Source organism: Anaerostipes hominis (ex Lee et al. 2021) (assembly GCF_002270485.1).
Classification (GTDB): Bacteria; Bacillota; Clostridia; order Lachnospirales; family Lachnospiraceae; genus Anaerostipes; species Anaerostipes hominis.
Map to the genome: position 1 here is coordinate 14,391 of NZ_NQOG01000008.1, position 16,237 is coordinate 30,627.

General features: G+C 47.6%; 18 protein-coding genes and 2 pseudogenes. 16 read left to right on the top strand and 4 right to left on the bottom strand.

Going from position 1 to position 16,237, the window contains the following annotated elements; translation table 11 throughout:
- Positions 1–2: 2 nt before the first annotated feature.
- The 9 genes and pseudogenes from CI597_RS09145 to CI597_RS09180 all read left to right on the top strand — a co-directional run.
- Positions 3–398 (top strand): annotated as a pseudogene (locus CI597_RS09145) (glycerate kinase); the annotation flags it as partial.
- Between the two features lie 29 nt (positions 399–427).
- Positions 428–640, top strand: coding sequence for a methyltransferase domain-containing protein (locus CI597_RS09150; RefSeq protein ID WP_024728500.1), 213 nt, complete (start codon positions 428–430; stop codon positions 638–640).
- A 16-nt stretch (positions 641–656) separates the two neighbouring features.
- Positions 657–1,259, top strand: coding sequence for a pentapeptide repeat-containing protein (locus CI597_RS09155; protein ID WP_024728499.1), 603 nt, complete (start codon positions 657–659; stop codon positions 1,257–1,259).
- Positions 1,260–1,461: 202 nt separating this feature from the next.
- Positions 1,462–1,845, top strand: a pseudogene (locus CI597_RS09160) (response regulator); the annotation flags it as partial.
- A gap of 18 nt (positions 1,846–1,863) precedes the next feature.
- Positions 1,864–2,700, top strand: coding sequence for a pyridoxamine kinase (locus CI597_RS09165; protein ID WP_024728497.1), 837 nt, complete (start codon positions 1,864–1,866; stop codon positions 2,698–2,700).
- Entirely contained in the window at positions 2,681–2,947 is a 267-nt protein-coding gene (locus CI597_RS09170; RefSeq protein ID WP_024728496.1) for a TIGR04076 family protein, read from the top strand. Before CI597_RS09165 ends, CI597_RS09170 begins: the two co-directional genes overlap by 20 nt.
- Positions 2,948–3,117: 170 nt before the next feature.
- Positions 3,118–3,384: a pyridoxamine 5'-phosphate oxidase family protein gene (locus CI597_RS18480; RefSeq protein ID WP_051405242.1), complete on the top strand. Its 267-nt coding sequence runs from the start codon at positions 3,118–3,120 to the stop codon at positions 3,382–3,384.
- Between the two features lie 37 nt (positions 3,385–3,421).
- Positions 3,422–3,571, top strand: coding sequence for a 4Fe-4S binding protein (locus CI597_RS19435; protein WP_235824586.1), 150 nt, complete (start codon positions 3,422–3,424; stop codon positions 3,569–3,571).
- A 69-nt stretch (positions 3,572–3,640) separates the two neighbouring features.
- Positions 3,641–4,468: an undecaprenyl-diphosphate phosphatase gene (locus CI597_RS09180; protein WP_024728495.1), complete on the top strand. Its 828-nt coding sequence runs from the start codon at positions 3,641–3,643 to the stop codon at positions 4,466–4,468.
- 105 nt (positions 4,469–4,573) lie between these two features.
- Here CI597_RS09180 and CI597_RS09185 read toward each other — a convergent pair whose 3' ends face one another.
- Positions 4,574–5,824 carry a [Fe-Fe] hydrogenase large subunit C-terminal domain-containing protein gene (locus tag CI597_RS09185; RefSeq protein ID WP_024728494.1) on the bottom strand — a complete coding sequence of 417 codons (1,251 nt, stop codon included), beginning with the start codon at positions 5,822–5,824 and terminating at the stop codon, positions 4,574–4,576.
- An 11-nt stretch (positions 5,825–5,835) separates the two neighbouring features.
- On the bottom strand, positions 5,836–7,176 hold the full coding sequence (gene nox / locus CI597_RS09190) for a H2O-forming NADH oxidase (protein ID WP_024728493.1): 1,341 nt from the start codon (positions 7,174–7,176) through the stop codon (positions 5,836–5,838).
- A 189-nt stretch (positions 7,177–7,365) separates the two neighbouring features.
- On the opposite strand from nox, the gene CI597_RS19440 reads away from it, so the two are divergent.
- Positions 7,366–7,509, top strand: coding sequence for an amidohydrolase family protein (locus CI597_RS19440; RefSeq protein ID WP_235824587.1), 144 nt, complete (start codon positions 7,366–7,368; stop codon positions 7,507–7,509).
- Positions 7,510–8,012: 503 nt separating this feature from the next.
- Here CI597_RS19440 and CI597_RS19200 read toward each other — a convergent pair.
- Positions 8,013–8,246 (bottom strand): hypothetical protein, encoded by a 234-nt coding sequence (locus tag CI597_RS19200; protein ID WP_024728492.1) that lies wholly within the window; start codon positions 8,244–8,246, stop codon positions 8,013–8,015.
- 121 nt (positions 8,247–8,367) lie between these two features.
- Here CI597_RS19200 and CI597_RS09205 point away from each other — a divergent pair, with 121 nt between their 5' ends.
- The 3 genes from CI597_RS09205 (at position 8,368) to CI597_RS09215 (ending at position 11,140) form a co-directional block, all read left to right on the top strand.
- Positions 8,368–9,492, top strand: coding sequence for a DUF6070 family protein (locus CI597_RS09205; protein ID WP_235824588.1), 1,125 nt, complete (start codon positions 8,368–8,370; stop codon positions 9,490–9,492).
- Positions 9,493–9,554: 62 nt separating this feature from the next.
- Positions 9,555–10,337 (top strand): 4Fe-4S dicluster domain-containing protein, encoded by a 783-nt coding sequence (locus tag CI597_RS09210; RefSeq protein WP_024728490.1) that lies wholly within the window; start codon positions 9,555–9,557, stop codon positions 10,335–10,337.
- Positions 10,334–11,140, top strand: a complete 807-nt coding sequence (locus CI597_RS09215) for an MBL fold metallo-hydrolase (RefSeq protein ID WP_024728489.1) — start codon at positions 10,334–10,336, stop codon at positions 11,138–11,140. The genes CI597_RS09210 and CI597_RS09215 overlap by 4 nt, the downstream gene beginning before the upstream one ends.
- Positions 11,141–11,149: 9 nt before the next feature.
- On the opposite strand, the gene CI597_RS09220 is transcribed toward CI597_RS09215, so the two are convergent.
- A complete protein-coding gene (locus CI597_RS09220) occupies positions 11,150–11,665 on the bottom strand; it encodes a ferritin-like domain-containing protein (protein ID WP_024728488.1) in 516 nt (171 codons plus the stop codon).
- Positions 11,666–11,795: 130 nt separating this feature from the next.
- Here CI597_RS09220 and CI597_RS09225 point away from each other — a divergent pair, with 130 nt between their 5' ends.
- From CI597_RS09225 to CI597_RS09235, 3 genes are read left to right on the top strand one after another with little or no spacing between them, the layout of a single operon-like run.
- Positions 11,796–12,713, top strand: coding sequence for a cation diffusion facilitator family transporter (locus tag CI597_RS09225; RefSeq protein ID WP_024728487.1), 918 nt, complete (start codon positions 11,796–11,798; stop codon positions 12,711–12,713).
- Complete coding sequence (locus CI597_RS09230; RefSeq protein WP_024728486.1) at positions 12,710–14,440, top strand: ABC transporter ATP-binding protein; 1,731 nt, start codon at positions 12,710–12,712, stop codon at positions 14,438–14,440. Before CI597_RS09225 ends, CI597_RS09230 begins: the two co-directional genes overlap by 4 nt.
- On the top strand, positions 14,433–16,211 hold the full coding sequence (locus tag CI597_RS09235) for an ABC transporter ATP-binding protein (protein WP_024728485.1): 1,779 nt from the start codon (positions 14,433–14,435) through the stop codon (positions 16,209–16,211). The genes CI597_RS09230 and CI597_RS09235 overlap by 8 nt, the downstream gene beginning before the upstream one ends.
- The last annotated feature ends 26 nt before the right edge of the window (positions 16,212–16,237 follow it).

Here is a 16,237-nt window from a genome sequence, read left to right on the forward strand (position 1 = left end):
GCGGCACAGCTGTTATTGAAATGTCTGGTGCAGCCGGTATAACGCTGGTTTCTGAAAAAGACAGAAATCCGATGTACACAACAACTTATGGAGTTGGAGAAGTTATCCGGGATGCTGTGCAGAAAGGCTGCCGAAAATTTATCATTGGAATTGGCAGAAGTGCAACCAATGACGGCGGGATTGAGATGCTTCAGGCTTTGGGATACGGATTCCTGAATGCCGGGGGTAAGCAGGTTCCTTTTGGAGCCAGAGGACTCGCTGAGCTTGAGAGGATTACGGACACCTGCGTGCTTCCGGAATTAAGTGAATGTAAGTTTGAGATGGCATATGACGTGACCAATCCTCTGTGCGGGAATCATGGATGCAGTGCGGTCTACGGGCCCCAGAAGGGGGCTGAATCTGTGACAGGCATTGATATTTCAGCAAAATGTTAGAGACTGCAGGAGAAAGGAACAGCCATGAAAAGATCCGGTACCGAAGATATGCCATGGAAGATCTGGACTTTCCAAAGGAATCTTTTGATGTGGTCATCAGCTCACTTGCATTCCATTACGTGAAGGATTTTGAACGTTGGCAGAAAAGATCAGCCAATGGATTGCGCCGTCCTATGATGCTGATCGTGGCGGCGGAAAAGGATTGACAAAAGGAGGTGCGGAATGCTGGAAGACGATGTGATAAAGGCGGCAGCCGGGGAAGAGCCGCTGATACAAAAAAAATATGAAGGTGAGATACTGTGTCTGGAAATGCCTGTAAAGGTAGAATTTAATCATGTTTGTTTCAAAAAATGCAGGTTTGTATCATGTGATTTCAGCGGTTCTATGTTCTACAATGTAAAATTCCTGAACTGTGATTTCTCTAACTGCAGATTTCAATCCTGCTATTTAAAAGAAACGGAAATATGGGGATGCAAAGGTGACGGAGGAGACTTCAGTCAGAGCACGTTCCGCACAACAATGGTTGAAGAAGGATGTTATCACTATGCCAACTATGAAGGCACGCTCTGGGACGGCTGCAGACTTAAAGGAGTTGATTTCAGTGAAGCGTTTTTTGCGGAAGTAAAGTTTAAAAAAATCCGGTTTGAAAAAGTGAACCTTTCCCGAGTCGATTTTTTTAAGACGCAGCTGGAAGGCATCGACTTATCGGACAGCAACATCGAGGGAATCATGGTATCCGATACTTTTCGGGAACTGCGCGGGATGAAGATCGGCCCGATGCAGGCTATGGATCTGGTGCGTTTCTTAGGAGTGAAAATCATCTGAGTTTTGTTATAAGCAAATGGGCACAGAGAATAAACCGTGTTATGCTAAATAATGCCAGGCAGAAAGCCGGAAGGGTCAGGGAAGCCGCTTTATCGTCACTCTGAATTTGAAGATCGCCGATTCGGATCAGGTTACGGAGCACAGGATGACGGGATTTAAAATACAAGGTGTGCCAGGGGCTGATTCCCGGTGTTCGGACAGACTCAGGGGCAAACGGCTTCTGCTGGTAGAAGATAATGAACTTAATATGGAGATTGCGGAGACGATACTCACTGAAGTGGGATTCGTGGTTGAAAATGCAGAGAACGGAAAGGAGGCTCTCGACAGGTTCCTGGCATCTGAGCCGGGACATTATCAGGCAGTCCTTATGGATCTGCAGATGCCGGTCATGGACGGATACACCGCTGCAAAAGAGATCCGGAACAGCACACATCCCCAGGCTCTTACGGTTCCGGTGATCGCTCTGACAGCCAATGCCTTTGCAGAGGACATGGCTAAAGCACTGGCAGCAGGCATGAATGATCATGTCTCAAAACCGATTGACTACAAGCGCCTCATAAGAGTTTTGGAAAAAAATATAGAGTAGAGAAAGATGAGGAATGACATGAAAGACCAAATACTGTTGATCAATGATCTGGCCGGTTACGGCAAAGTGGCACTGTCTGCCATGCTGCCGGTCATGACCCATGCGGGACTTAATTTATATAACCTGCCCACTGCACTCGTCTCAAACACTCTCGACTATGGAAAGTTTGAGATATTAGAGACCACAGAGTATATGAGGAAGACGATGAAAGTCTGGGAGGAGCTGGGATTTTCTTTTGACGCTGTCTGCACGGGGTTTATCGCATCTGAAGAGCAGGTAAAACTGATCTCAGACTATCTGAGAGATCAGAAAGAGAATGGAACATGGATTTTTGTAGATCCCATTATGGGAGATGAAGGGAAGCTTTACAACGGAATTGAAGGAAAAACCGTAGGTTATATGAGAGATCTGTGCTCCCTGGCCGATGTGATCGTGCCGAACCTGACGGAAGCAAGCTTTTTAGCGGAAATGTATCAGGGAAAGGAAGTCATCACAGAAGGAGAGAGCAGAGAGCTTCTCAAAAAACTCAGAAAGCTTGGTGCAAAATCTATCGTCATCACGAGTGTAAAGACGGAGGCCGGAGATTTTGTTTTGATCTATGACCATCAGACGGATACGGTGTCTGAGCTTCCATTTGAACAGATTCCGGTGCGTTTTCCGGGAACCGGAGATATTTTCTCGGCTGTTCTGGCAAGTCAGGTACTGAACGGAACACAGCTTGACAAAGCGGCCGAGCGGGCCATGACCGCCGTCAGAGAGCTGATCCTGCTCAACAGAGAGACAGCCGATAAGTTTAAGGGAATACCGATCGAGAAAAATCTGGAGGTGCTGAATTTTGAGACGTCCGAAGATTAAACTTACACTGATCGAAAGAAAAGGGGATCACGGTTGTCACCGGGGACATAAGGCCGGAGACAGTTTTGATTTTGATACGGAGAGGGGACAGCTTTGTCCGATGGCTATGCATGTGGCGTTTCCGTACGTTGATATTTTAAGATATGGCGGAAACATTCCGGGTCAGCCGGAGGGAACGGCGGTGTTCTGTTGTCCGGACGCGGATACGATTAATGTCTTTAAAGCTGAAATCATCAGTGAAGAATAGTGAGGAGCGGTTAATCAGAGTTAGCCGCTCCTTTCCGAATTTTACGGTATCCGAAAGATACCAGATTTCCTGGCGGTAACCATCCTACTTTTTTGTGCGTACTTTACGTTTGGAGAACGGGGAATTATCATGAAATTAGAATCTAAGCATTCACAAAGGAGGATAAAGGGATGACAGCAGAAGCGTGTATTAAATTATTAAGAGAGATCAAAGATGCGGCGTTTGCAACGGTAGATGAAGAAGGACATCCCCAGGTGCGCATTATCGATGTCATGATCGCAGAGGGAGAAAAGCTGTATTTTTGTACGGAAAGAGGGAAAGACTTTTACCGACAGCTGATAGCAAATGAATATACGGCTATCACAGGGATGAACAAAGAATTTCAGATGGTGAGGCTTTCCGGCCCGGTGAAAAAGCTTTCGGATCAAAAGATGTAGATTGACCGCGTTTTTGAGGAGAACCCGATGATGAACGATGTGTATCCGGGGGAAAGCTGAAGCATGTATCGGCTGCGGGACGTGCAGGGACGTATGTCCCCAGAAATGCATTAGTGAAGGAATGCCGTATATAATACTACAGGATATCAGTCATAAATATCTCATTCAGCCGCTGGATAATAAATGACGGTATTGTAAGTTGAAATTCTTCCTGAAGTGAAATATAATAAACAAAAACATGTAAGGGAGATAAATTATGAATGTAATAGAAATCGTAAAGTCGATTGTGCTCGGTATTATCCAGGGAATCACAGAGTGGCTTCCGATCAGCAGTACGGGCCATCTCATTCTGTTTGACAACATATGGCCAATGGCTTCAAGTCCGGAGTTTTTTGAAGTATTCAAAGTAGTCATCCAGTTCGGGTCTATTCTGGCGGTTCTGGTTCTGTTTTTTCACAAACTGAATCCATTTTCTCCGCAAAAGAGCAGAAGAGAAAAACGGGATACGTATAACCTTTGGAAAAAGGTCATCGTAGGGTGCATACCGATTATTATCGTAGGGCTTCCGCTGGATATGATATTGGAAGATTATCTATCGGGTGTCTATGTAATAGCGGCAACTTTGATCTTGTACGGTATTGCATTCATTGTCATTGAGAGCAGAAACAGGCGTCCATCCATGCGGTCACTGGAGGATCTGACTTATAAAGCGGCGTTTTTTATTGGATGTTTTCAGGTGCTTGCGGCAATTCCGGGGACATCCAGAAGCGGTGCAACGATCCTGGGAGCCGTGTTATTAGGCTGCTCCCGTTATGTTGCCAGTGAATTTTCATTTTTCCTGGCAGTTCCGGTCATGGCCGGGGCCAGCGGTCTGAAACTGATCAAATATTTTCTGAAGGTAGGAATGTTTTCAGGCAGTGAATGGCTTCTTCTGACTGTGGGAACCGTGGTTTCCTTCTTAGTGTCCATCCTGGCAATCCGTCTGCTGCTAAGTTACATCCGAAAACATGACTTTAAGGTCTTTGGGATTTACCGGATCCTGCTTGGTATCGTGGTAATTGTATACTTTGGATTCCTGGCATAATAATGAAAGAAACAAGTTTGGAATAAATAAAAAATGCATCTGTTACAGATTTCATTTTTCTGTAACGGATGCATTTTTAATGGGAAATATATATTTTTTGTATTTTTAACTATTTGCAAAATCTCTGGTAAACATGTCGCTCTTTTCCACAAACTCCTCCATATTTTTAAAACCAAGGCGGTGGAGAAGTTCCATCACATACGGATTGTCAAGGGGTGTTTTATATGGTGCTTCTTTTCCGTAGGTCTCTACATTTCTTTTTCCCTTGTCCTTATCAATGATGATTTTAGGCCCGCCGACACATCCGCCTCTGCATGCCATTCCCTCAAAAAAGTTGGCGTCTGTCTCGCCCTTTTGGATCTGTTCGATCATGGCCTTGCATGCAGGGACGCCGTCTGCCTGCTGTGCACGGACCGGAACTTCCCTTCCCGGACTGAGTTTTTCCACAGTAGACCTTACGGCCTCGCTGACGCCGCCGGTGTGGGCATAGATCCTGCCCGCCCTGGAGGAATGTTCCCTGTCGTTGTCGGCAAGTTCTTCCGGCCGTATCTCGGCCGCGTCGAAAATATCCTGTACTTCCTGAAATGTCAGTACATAGTCCACTGCATCTGCAATGTCCGGTTCCCTGGCTTCTTTCTTTTTTGCGATACACGGGCCGATGAATACTGTAACCGCATCGGGATGAATATGCTTTACCGCCCGCCCTGCCGCGATCATCGGGGAGACTGCTCCCGGCACGTGGGGGATCAGTTCATGGTAGATTTTGCGGATCATGGCGATCCAGACCGGACAGCAGCAGCTGGTGAGCTGGAAATCATCTCTTGAATTGATATGCTTGTCAAATTCCAGAGCCTCCTTCAGAGTCAGAATGTCTGCAAAGACCGCTACTTCCACCATTCCTTTGAATCCGGCGGCTTTCAGTGCACTTCTCAGCTGTCCTGGGGAAGCATTTTCATACTGGCCTACGAAAGCAGGGGCGATCAGGGCATAAACATCTTTTTCTTTACTGCGCACTTCTTTTAACACGGGGAAGATATCCTTGCTCTCTGCCAGCTTATCCAGCCTGCATGACTCAATACAGACACCGCATCCGCTGCATTTATCCGGATCGATAGCCAGCTTTCCGTCAACCTCTTCTATGGCGTCAAAAATACAGCTGTTTTTGCATGCCCTGTCATAGGCACAGCTCTCACATGATTCCGTGTGGATGACCGGGGCATACTGGTCCGGATTTAAAAGGCAGTCAAGCTGATGAGGATCATAGTCAGCCTCGCTGATATCTTCATTTTTCATTTGTTTTTGAAGCAATTCTTTGTAGAGTTCATGGAATGATGTTAATTTTTTTACTTCCGGCATATGAATCACTCCTATTCTGCATTCAGTGCGGCCATAGTGATATAATTGTACGGCTGATTAAAATGCGGAAGGAAAAACAGGTCGAACAGTTTTAACTTATCAATGGTGACTTTTTCCTGGATGGCCATAGAAAACAGGTGGATCGCCATGGAGATATCATAGTCGGAACAAAGCTGTGCACCGAGGATTCGTCGCGTCTTTTTGTCATAAACGATGCGGATCACGACCTTATAGTTGTCCTTCTCCATAAACCCGGCTTTCTGCCAGTCCTCATAATCTGTGGCGGCGGCATCAAAACCGAGTTTTTTTGTTCGCTCCAGGGAAAGCCCGGTGCTTACCATGTTTAAGCCCCAGATGCTGATCCCGTTAGAACCCTGTACCCCCGGGGATTTCAGCTCTGTACCGCAGGCGTTGTGGGCGGCAATGATCCCGGAACGGACCGCATTGGTGGCCAGTGCGATATAATCCGTATCTTCGATGGCATTGTTGTAAACGGTGGCACAGTCACCCACGGCATAGACGTCCGGGCGGCTGGTCTGCTGCATGAGATCTGTAAGATAAGCGCCGTTGTTGTGAAACTGCTTAAGCTGGCCGTTTCCGAGCTTCGTGTTGGGGCGGAAGCCTACACAGAATATGACCATGTCGGCGTCGTAGGTGTTTTGGTCTGTGACTACTTTATCGACTTTCCCGTTTCCTTCCAGCTGTTTTACTTTCTCTCCAAATGCAAGGCGGATTCCGTGGTCAGACAGCTGCTTTTCCATGCGTTTGCAGAATATATCGTCATAGTAGGCGGAGAGACAGGTGTCTGCGCAGTCAATTAAAGTGACTTCTCTGCCGTTTCTCTGAAAAGCCTCGGCAAGTTCCACACCGATATATCCGGCTCCGACGACAGCGACTTTCTTTATAGAGGTATCTCCAAGCTTTTCGATGACTTCCGCCGCATTCTGATAGAGCTTTACAAACTGGACATTGTCAAGACTCATGCCCGGAAGCTGGGGGCCTACCGGAGTAGAGCCTGTGGCAAGAATTAGCTTGTCGTAAGGGTACTCACAGTCTTTGCCGGCAGCATCTTTCGTATAGACGACCTTGTTGTCAAAATCTACGGAATTGACCGAGGTCTCCATATAGATCTTTGCGCCCTTCCCTTCCAGGATTTCTTTGCTGGAATAAAACAGCCCGTCAGGCCCGGAAATCTGTCCCCCGATCCAGAGAGCCATCCCGCAGCCTAAGAAACTGATATTGGAATTGGCGTCAAAGGCGGTGACGTCCACATCCTTATAATTGTCGAGTATCGTATTCAGCGCTGCGGTACCTGCATGATTCGCACCGATGACAATAATTTTTTTTGGCATAATCCTTATCTCCTTTATATCTGATAACACTTGGTATAATAATCAGTATGCCAAAAAAAGAAAAAATTATTGATTAGAGGAGGAATAAAACGATGCTGATCTTAAACGGGAAAATCCTTCCTATGGAAGGAGAAACTATAGAACACGGCTATGTGCAGACGAAAGGAAAGGTAATAAAAGAACTGCCGTGTGGATGACCGGGTCGGAAGCCTGAAACCCGGGAAGGATGCGGATCTCGCAGTATTTTCCGACAATCCGGTGAGTACCCTTACCAAGACGCTCTATACATTCATCGACGGTCAGATCGTTTACCATGAAGGAGATAAGAGTTAGGGTTTTAAGATGACCTTGATGCACTCGTCCTATTTTTGTCGAAGATTTTGTATGCGTGTTTCCCTTTACTAAGAGGAAGGCGGTGTGTGATGATATCGGTGGCGTCAAAGGAACTGTCTGGGATTGGGAAAGGATAGGGTCCACATATTTCTGTGCAGGGCACTGTTCCATTCTCAGTGTGATATTCCGGTCAAAAAAGTTGCCCAGAGGGAATAGATTGTATCTTCCACCGTAGACACCGATTATTGTCACGGTTCCGCATTTTCTCACCACTTCGGATGAGATCTCGATGGCAGACTTGGAGCCGGCCTGGAGTTTCAGGGCGGATTCCACTTTTTCCACAACCGACATTTTTCCGTCATACCCACGCAGTCGATGACACGTTCTGCACCCAGTAAAAAGGCCCATTTGATTGTCAAAAGGCGACTGGACCACAGCCTGAGACCACAACATCAGGAATAAGACCTGTTCATCTTCAAGTTCTTCCGGGACTTTTACAGGCCCTACATTGGCATAGGGGACCCGGAGATACTGTGCCTGTCCTCCGGGATATCCGCCGAAGGCGTCACTGTACCCGAACAGGCCGCCGGCTCCTCCGTTTGGATCAGATGGAGATCGGAAGCGCAGATGGCTGTGGAGGTCACTTTGACGATGATATTATTCTCCTTTTCGATCCTGGGGTCCGGAACCTTTTCTACTCCCACATCTTTCACCCCGTGATAAACAATCGCATCCATAGTTTGTACCGTCCTTTCTAAATATCATATTTACTTTTTAATATGGCTTTTGTCATGGACAGCTATACTTGACAATTAACTCTTACGGTTGTAAGATTTTAAAAAAAGGAGACAAATGACTATGAGAATCATAAAGATTTTGATCCCAATGCTGGGATGCCTTTTCTGCCTTTCTGCCTGCGGCACAGAAACGAACAAGAATCCGAAAGGAAGTACAGAAAAGATCAAAAAAGAACTCTTTGCGGCGGCAGACTGTTATAAGACGATTTATTCGTCCGCAGACAAAGGGAAAGGCATAAATCCGGTATTGTCCAAGAAGGAGATCCACAGAATCGTTTGGCGGCTCGGAACATGCGGATATTCCGCCGCGTGTATGGAAAATGACTGTGATATGCAGAATGGACGGACAGTGGAGAAAGCTTTGCGGAAGGCCGAAAAAGGCGGGAAGACTTCCACCGTGTTTTTTGGTGTCACCAGATCCGGTGGAATCCACAGATATGAACTTAGGATGAAAGGAAAGAAAGCAGAATTCACAGACGCCTATCTGGACTGGGACAAACAGGGAAATCCGGCGGTATCCTATGTAAAGACAGAAAAAGTATCCTCTTTTAGAATGACAGAGAAGGGCTGGCTGATCTGGGAGACCATACATACAGAAAATGAGGAGATGGACACCCACAGTATGATCCGCATCCGTCCCCTCTCAAAAGAATACCGTAGATTTTGCAGGAGATATATTGAACCGGTGGGTTACAGAGGAAATAATCTGTTTCTTACCGACTGGGATGAAAAACAGCCGGGGAAACTTTATATGAATGATCTCTATGAGTATCTGTACCGTATAGAGACCGGCAGATATTTTGACGGGGACAACGGGACAAAAGGAATACTGTCAGAAGAATTTGAACTTCTGCTTCAAAAATATCTTCCGTTTTCAAAGAGACAGATCCGTGCACTGGCAGACAGAGGCGAAGACGGAACACGTTATCTGTGGGAGCCTTTAAGGTGCGGAAACTTAATTCCCCAGAGTATGCCGGTTCCTGAGGTGATCCGGGCAGAGTATAAAAAAGACGGAAGGATCATCCTCACCGTGGATGCTGTTTTAAAACAAAAGGGGACGGACTGCCTGTTCCGCCATAAGGTGACCTTAAAAAAATCCGAGGACGGCAGAGTGCGGTATATCAAAAATCAGATCAGGAGCTCAGATAAAGAGAGAGTTTTAGATTATCAGAAAAGGAACCGATAAAGCTGTCAGACGGGAAGGTTTTCTGTTATAATAGCAGAAAGTGAAGACAGGAGGTTTTGAGTATGGAAATATCAAAAGTGACGGAAGTATTCTTCAGCCCTACATACAGCACGGAACGCATTGTCAGACTGATTGGTGAAGCGTGGGAAGAAACTCATCAGGAGATCGACCTTTCCAGAATACCAAAGGAAGGGGAAGTACACGAATTTGGAGCACAGGACCTGGTGATCTTCGGAGTCCCGTCCTACGGGGGAAGAGTGCCGGCTCCGGCTGCAGAGCGGTTTCGAAACTTAAAGGGACAAAAGACACCAATCATCCTTCTGACCGCATTCGGAAACCGGGACTATGACGATACTCTTCTTGAGATGAAAGACCTGGCAGAGGAGCAGGGATTTGTTCCTGCGGCAGCCGTGGCTGCAGCGGCGGAACATTCCATTATGCGCCAATATGCAGAAGGAAGGCCGGACAGCCGGGATAAGAGTGAGCTCACGGACTTTGCGGTGAAGATTCGGGAAAAGATAGAGCAGACAGAAGATACAGAAAGGGTCTCAGAGCTTTCCGTGAAAGGAAACCGGCCGTACCGGGAGTACAATGGCGTTCCCATGAAGCCTTCTGCCGGAAAACAGTGTAAGAAATGCGGTCTCTGTGCCCGTCTCTGTCCGGCCGGCGCCATACCTGCAGAGCATCCGGAAGAGACAGTGAAGAAAATGTGCATCTCCTGTATGCGGTGTATTGCCGTTTGTCCGGAACATGCAAGGAGCATTAGCAGACCGATGCTCCTTGCAGCATCTATGAAACTGAAAAAAGAGTGCAGTGAACGAAAAAGGAATGAATTGATCATATGAAGCCAGAACTGATTATGCTCGGGACCGGGCATGCAATGGTTACCAAATGTTATAATACATGTTTTTCCATCCGCAACGGCGAGGAATATTTCCTCGTGGATGCAGGAGGAGGGAATGGAATCCTTTTAAGGCTTGACGAAGCTCAGATTCCATTTGAACAGATCCGCAGTATGTTCCTGACCCATGCTCACACGGACCATATCTTAGGCGCCGTCTGGATCGTCCGGAAAGCGGCGTCCATGATGCTTTCGGAAGCTTATCACGGGTATTTTACCATCTACTGCCACGAGGAGGCCGCAAAGATCCTGAAAGAGATCTGCCGGCTCACATTGGCAGAAAAATTTTTGAAGTTTTTGGGCGGTAAAATACGGATACAGGAAGTAGAAGACGGAGAAGAGATGGATATCTCAGGGATGCACGTCCGCTTTTTTGACATACATTCCACGAAGGCAAAACAATTTGGATTTCGTGCAGATTTGGAGGAAGGCATTTCACTGGCATGTCTTGGTGATGAACCGTACAACAGCATCTGCAGACCTTATGTGGAAGGAGCGGACTGGCTGCTTTGTGAGGCATTCTGTTTATATGGCATGAGGGATATATTCCATCCATATGAAAAGCACCACAGCACAGCGTTGGATGCCGGGAATCTGGCCGAAAAACTCAAAGTCAGAAATCTGGTGCTTTACCATACGGAGGATACCGATTTAAAGAACCGGAAGAAGCAGTATACAAGAGAAGTGAAACTGCTGTACTCAGGGACTGTCTATGTGCCCGATGACCTGGAGGTACTGAAGCTGTGACAGAAAATGTCAGCAGCCAAGAACACTCAGATAATGCCGGAAGATCTGTACATGGACTTTTTCATCCATGGCGATCCGGTTTAGCACGGCGCAGACAAACGGGTCCTGTATCTTAGAGGCAGTCTCCAGATAAAAGCTGGCGGCCGCCTCTTCTGCTTCCATGTTGCTTTTCAATGCCTGGTGAAGATCCTTTGTATAATCAGGGGCGTCTCCGCTCCAGCATTGGCAGGGGTCTTCGGCGAATCTCGGATCGCCGCCCAGAAGGGAGACCAGTGTGCCGAGCATCTGCATGTGGTGCATTTCCACCTTTGCTATTTTCATCAGAGTATCGGCCAGTGAGGAATACTTTTTGAAGAAGATCCAGTTTTGATAAATGTATGTGGTGACAGCAGTCAGTTCGCTGGACTGGGCTCTCAGTGCAGGCAGTATCATTTCCGCATACCGGGGGTTCCGCCGGGCTGCTTTTACAGGCGGATAGGGATGGGGATCTGTGACCGCCGGATGGTAAGAATCACAAAATGTCATATGAAAAATCCTTTGCTGTTTCAGTTGTTTTTATAATATGCACGCCCGGCCGGACGGTGAATCTTTATAGTACATTTCAAAGGCATATGCATATTCTATAAGTACTCAGATTTGAAGGGTGTAGGGACCGGTGAGACAGCAAAGAAAAGAACGGATAGCCATGAAAGTGTCTGTCAACAGTATTTTTGTAAACCTGGTACTGTCAGCATTTAAATTATTTGCCGGCATTGCGGCAAGATCCGGCGCCATGATCTCGGATGCGGCCCACTCCGCATCCGACGTGTTCAGCACGATCATTGTCATGGCAGGGGTTGTCCTGGCTTCCAGGGAAGCAGATGAAAAACATCAGTACGGTCACGAACGGATGGAATGTGTGGCGGCGGTCCTGCTGGGCGCAGTGCTGTGCATAACGGGGCTTTTCATAGGAGCTGCCGGGCTTCAGAAGATTTTTGCGGGGGATCAGGGAAAACTTGTGATCCCTGGAGCCCTGGCCATGGCGGCCGCCCTGATCTCCATAGCCGTCAAAGAGGGGATGTACTGGTATACGAGGAATGCAGCCAGGAAAATAGATTCTGCTGCGCTGATGGCGGATGCGTGGCACCACCGCTCCGACGCCCTATCTTCCGTCGGCAGCCTTATCGGTGTCCTGGGAGCCAGGATGGGGTTTCCAATTCTGGACCCTCTGGCAAGCGTGGTGATCTGCATTTTTATTGTAAAAGCGTCCTACGACATTTTTGCAGACGCCGTGCGCAAAATGATCGATGAGTCGTGCAGCAGGGAGACGGTGGAACAGATGAGAAGCGTGATTCTTGACCAGCCCGGGGTCAGGGGGATTGACGATATCCGAACGAGAAAATTCGGGGCCAGGGTATATGTGGATGTGGAGATCTGCATGGACGGAAATCTTCCGCTCAGGAAGGCTCACGATACGGCGGAGAAGGTCCACTTAAAAATCGAGGAAAAGTTTGCGCCGGTGAAACATTGTATGGTACACGTAAATCCCGTCAAGAATGAAGATGGGGGAATGAACGAGGAAACGACAAAATGAAACTAATTTTATCTTACTTGAAACATTATAAAAAAATGTTTGCACTGAATGTATTTTCGGTATTCGGCTTTGCTCTTGTGGAGCTGGGGATACCGACCATCGTAGCGTGGATGATCGACCGGGGCGTAACGGAAAAGGACACGGCTTTTATTTTTGAGATGGGAGGAGTGATCCTTCTTGTCTCTTTGCTTGGAACCGCGGGGACGATCCTGCTGGGCTACTGCTGTTCCTATCTGTCTACCTCCATCACAAGGGACATCCGAAATGACATGTTTGAAAAGACGCAGGAATTTTCACACAGGGAATTCAAAGAATTTGGGACGGCATCCCTTATTACGAGAACGACCAACGACGCTTTCCAGATCCAGATGTTTTTAAATATCCTGTTCCGCACCGCCCTGATGACGCCGGTGATGACCGTCGGCAGCATCGTGCTCGTGCTGAAAGCTTCTTTAAGTCTTTCTATGGTGATCCTGGGAACTATACCTTTTATCGTTGTGGGAGTGATCATCGTGGCAAAACGCTCTGAGCTTTTAAGTGAACGCCAGCAGTCCTCGCTGGAATGGATCAACCGCATTTCCAAGGAAAATATCAGCGGTATCCGGGTCATCCGGGCGTTTACCAACGACAGGCATGAAAAGAAGCGCTTTGATGAAGCCAACAGCGCCTATATGGGATATTCCAAAAAGCTGTTTAAACTCATGTCTGTCACCCAGCCGGCCTTCTATTTTCTCATGAATTTAGCCGGTATGCTCATTTACTGGATCTCTAGCATTATGATAGAGCAGGGAGGGCTGAACATCGGACAGCTGGTAGCCTTCATGGATTATCTGTTCCATGTGATGTTCTCTATCATGCTGTTCTGCCTGGTTTTCATGATGTATCCCAAAGCGGCGGTCAGTGCCAGGAGGATCACCAGGATCTTCGACGCTGTGCCGGCAGTTGAAAATACTTCGGGAGAAGGAGGCAGCCCTATCCGCATTGATGAGATCACGTTTGACCATGTGACCTTCGCATACCCGGACGGAGAGGAAGCAGTGCTTACCGACGTGTCCTTCACTGTGAAAAAAGGAGAGACTATCGCCTTTATCGGCAGCACGGGTTCCGGGAAAAGCACTCTGATCAATCTTGTCCCCAGGGCTTATGATGTGTCCGGCGGAAGGATTTTGGTCAATGGGACAGACATCAGAGATATAGATCTTAGTTCCCTGAGAAATTCTATCGGGTTTATACCGCAGAAGGCACTGCTTTTCTCCGGAAGCATCGCAGATAATCTCAAGTTTGGAAAAGAAGATGCCTCTTTTGAAGAAATGGAGGAGGCGGCAAGAACTGCCCAGGCATATGATTTTATCATGGAAAAGGGCGGGTTTGACGTACAGATCACGGAAAATGCAACCAATGTATCCGGCGGACAGAGGCAGAGGCTTTCCATTGCGCGGGCACTTGTGAGAAAACCGGAAGTCTATATTTTCGATGATTCTTTCTCTGCTCTTGATTTCAAGACAGATGCAAAGCTCAGAAAAGAACTGAAAAAGGTTTTAAAGGATGCGGTCATGATGGTCGTAGCCCAGAGAATCACCAGCATCATGGATGCAGATAAGATTATGGTGCTCAATGAGGGACGGGTCGCAGGAGCCGGAACTCACAGAGAACTGCTGGAAAGCTGCAGGATTTATCAGGAGATCGCTGCATCCCAGCTGGATAAGGAGGAACTGGCCGATGATTAAGAAAATAAAACAGGCGGGTGCGGTGATCAGCAGACTCAGGCCGTTTATCGCTCCTTATAAATGGGGATTTATCGGAGCGGTTGTGATGACGGTTTTAAGCGTGGCCGCCATGACCTCGGCACCAAGGATCGAGGGAATGATCACTACCCGGCTGGCCAAAGACGCGGCACAGATCGCAGGGAAAGTACCCGGCGCGGGAGTCCGGTTTGATGTGATCGTGAGAATCCTTGCAGTACTTGCGGCTGTCTATATTATAAAGATGGCATCCCAGGTCATTAGTATGTTCCTGCTGACCAATTCCATCCAGAGCGCAATGCATGATATGAGAAATGCGGTGCAGGATAAGATCCGAAGGCTGCCGGTGAAATATTTCGATACCCACAGCTTTGGAGATACTTTAAGCCGGGTGACAAATGATATCGACTCGGTATCCAACGGTTTGCAGCAGAGTTTTACCCAGGTCATCAGCGGAGTCCTGACGCTCATCCTGGTCCTTGTGATGGTATTTACCATCCAGCCAGTGATGGCATGGCTGGTCGTGCTGATCATTCCTGTCAGTATTTTGATCAGCGTGGCTGTGGTAAGGAAAAGCCAGAAGCACTTCAAGGCTCAGCAGGACTCTCTTGGAGAACTGAACGGGACGATAACAGAGCTCTATACGGGATACAATGAGATTCTGCTGTTCGGAAGGCAGCAGTCTTCCCGGGAGCGGTTTAAAGAGATCAACGGAAGGCTCCAGAAGCATGCTCTGAAAGCACAGTTTGTATCTTCCATGATGAGTCCGCTGATTTCTCTGACTGTATATCTCTGTATCGGAGGTGTGGCAGTATCCGGGACTGTCTTTGTAATACAGGGGATGCTGACCGTGGGCAATCTCCAGGCTTTCATCCGCTATATCTGGCAGTGCAATGAACCCCTCTCTCAGGTGGCTCAGCTCTCAGCTCAGATCCAGGCGGCATTTGCAGGGATGAAAAGAATTTTTGAGATCCTCGATGAACCCGAGGAGATTCCCGATCCGGAACCGGGAACCCGTATCTCCGATGTAAAAGGAGAGGTTTCATTTGAGCATGTGGCTTTTGGATACGGAGATAAACCGGTCATAAAGGATTTGGATATTCATATAAAAAGCGGCCAGATGGTCGCCATCGTGGGTCCTACCGGGGCCGGGAAAACAACCATCATCAACCTGCTGCTGCGTTTTTATGACACAGACAGCGGAAGAATCCTGATTGACGGCGTGGATATCAAGTCCATGAAAAGAGAAGACTTAAGAAGCATGTTCGGCATGGTCCTTCAGGACACATGGCTGTTTTCCGGAACAATTTATGAAAACATCCGGTATGGAAGGCTGGATGCCAGAAAGGATGAGGTGATCGATGCGGCCAAGACGGCAAATGTCCATCACTTTATCCGGACGCTGCCGAAAGGATATGATATGGAGATCGACGAGGAAGGAAGCAATATTTCCCAGGGTGAAAAACAGCTTCTTACGATTGCGAGGGCAGTGTTAAAGGACCCGAAAATATTGATTCTGGATGAAGCTACATCTTCCGTGGATACAAGGCTCGAAATGATACTTCAGGAAGCTATGCATAAGCTGCTGGCCGGAAGGACCAGCTTTGTCATTGCTCACAGGCTGTCAACCATAAAAAATGCAGACCTGATTCTTGTGCTGAAAGAAGGCCGGATCGTGGAGACCGGCACACACACGGAACTGCTAGAAGAAAAAGGATACTACGAACAGCTTTACCACTCACAATTTTCCACATAAAAAAATCACCAGGCCGTATTTTGTCA

Bases quoted from the DNA above. Each gene is read 5' to 3' on its own strand.
- CI597_RS09150 (WP_024728500.1), top strand. From the start codon at position 428: ATGTTAGAGACTGCAGGAGAAAGGAACAGCCATGAAAAGATCCGGTAC.
- CI597_RS09155 (WP_024728499.1), top strand. From the start codon at position 657: ATGCTGGAAGACGATGTGATAAAGGCGGCAGCCGGGGAAGAGCCGCTG.
- CI597_RS09165 (WP_024728497.1), top strand. From the start codon at position 1,864: ATGAAAGACCAAATACTGTTGATCAATGATCTGGCCGGTTACGGCAAA.
- CI597_RS18480 (WP_051405242.1), top strand. From the start codon at position 3,118: ATGACAGCAGAAGCGTGTATTAAATTATTAAGAGAGATCAAAGATGCG.
- CI597_RS19435 (WP_235824586.1), top strand. From the start codon at position 3,422: ATGTGTATCCGGGGGAAAGCTGAAGCATGTATCGGCTGCGGGACGTGC.
- CI597_RS09180 (WP_024728495.1), top strand. From the start codon at position 3,641: ATGAATGTAATAGAAATCGTAAAGTCGATTGTGCTCGGTATTATCCAG.
- CI597_RS09185 (WP_024728494.1), bottom strand. From the start codon at position 5,824: ATGCCGGAAGTAAAAAAATTAACATCATTCCATGAACTCTACAAAGAA.
- nox (WP_024728493.1), bottom strand. From the start codon at position 7,176: ATGCCAAAAAAAATTATTGTCATCGGTGCGAATCATGCAGGTACCGCA.
- CI597_RS19200 (WP_024728492.1), bottom strand. From the start codon at position 8,246: ATGGATGCGATTGTTTATCACGGGGTGAAAGATGTGGGAGTAGAAAAG.
- CI597_RS09205 (WP_235824588.1), top strand. From the start codon at position 8,368: ATGAGAATCATAAAGATTTTGATCCCAATGCTGGGATGCCTTTTCTGC.
- CI597_RS09210 (WP_024728490.1), top strand. From the start codon at position 9,555: ATGGAAATATCAAAAGTGACGGAAGTATTCTTCAGCCCTACATACAGC.
- CI597_RS09215 (WP_024728489.1), top strand. From the start codon at position 10,334: ATGAAGCCAGAACTGATTATGCTCGGGACCGGGCATGCAATGGTTACC.
- CI597_RS09220 (WP_024728488.1), bottom strand. From the start codon at position 11,665: ATGACATTTTGTGATTCTTACCATCCGGCGGTCACAGATCCCCATCCC.
- CI597_RS09230 (WP_024728486.1), top strand. From the start codon at position 12,710: ATGAAACTAATTTTATCTTACTTGAAACATTATAAAAAAATGTTTGCA.
- CI597_RS09235 (WP_024728485.1), top strand. From the start codon at position 14,433: ATGATTAAGAAAATAAAACAGGCGGGTGCGGTGATCAGCAGACTCAGG.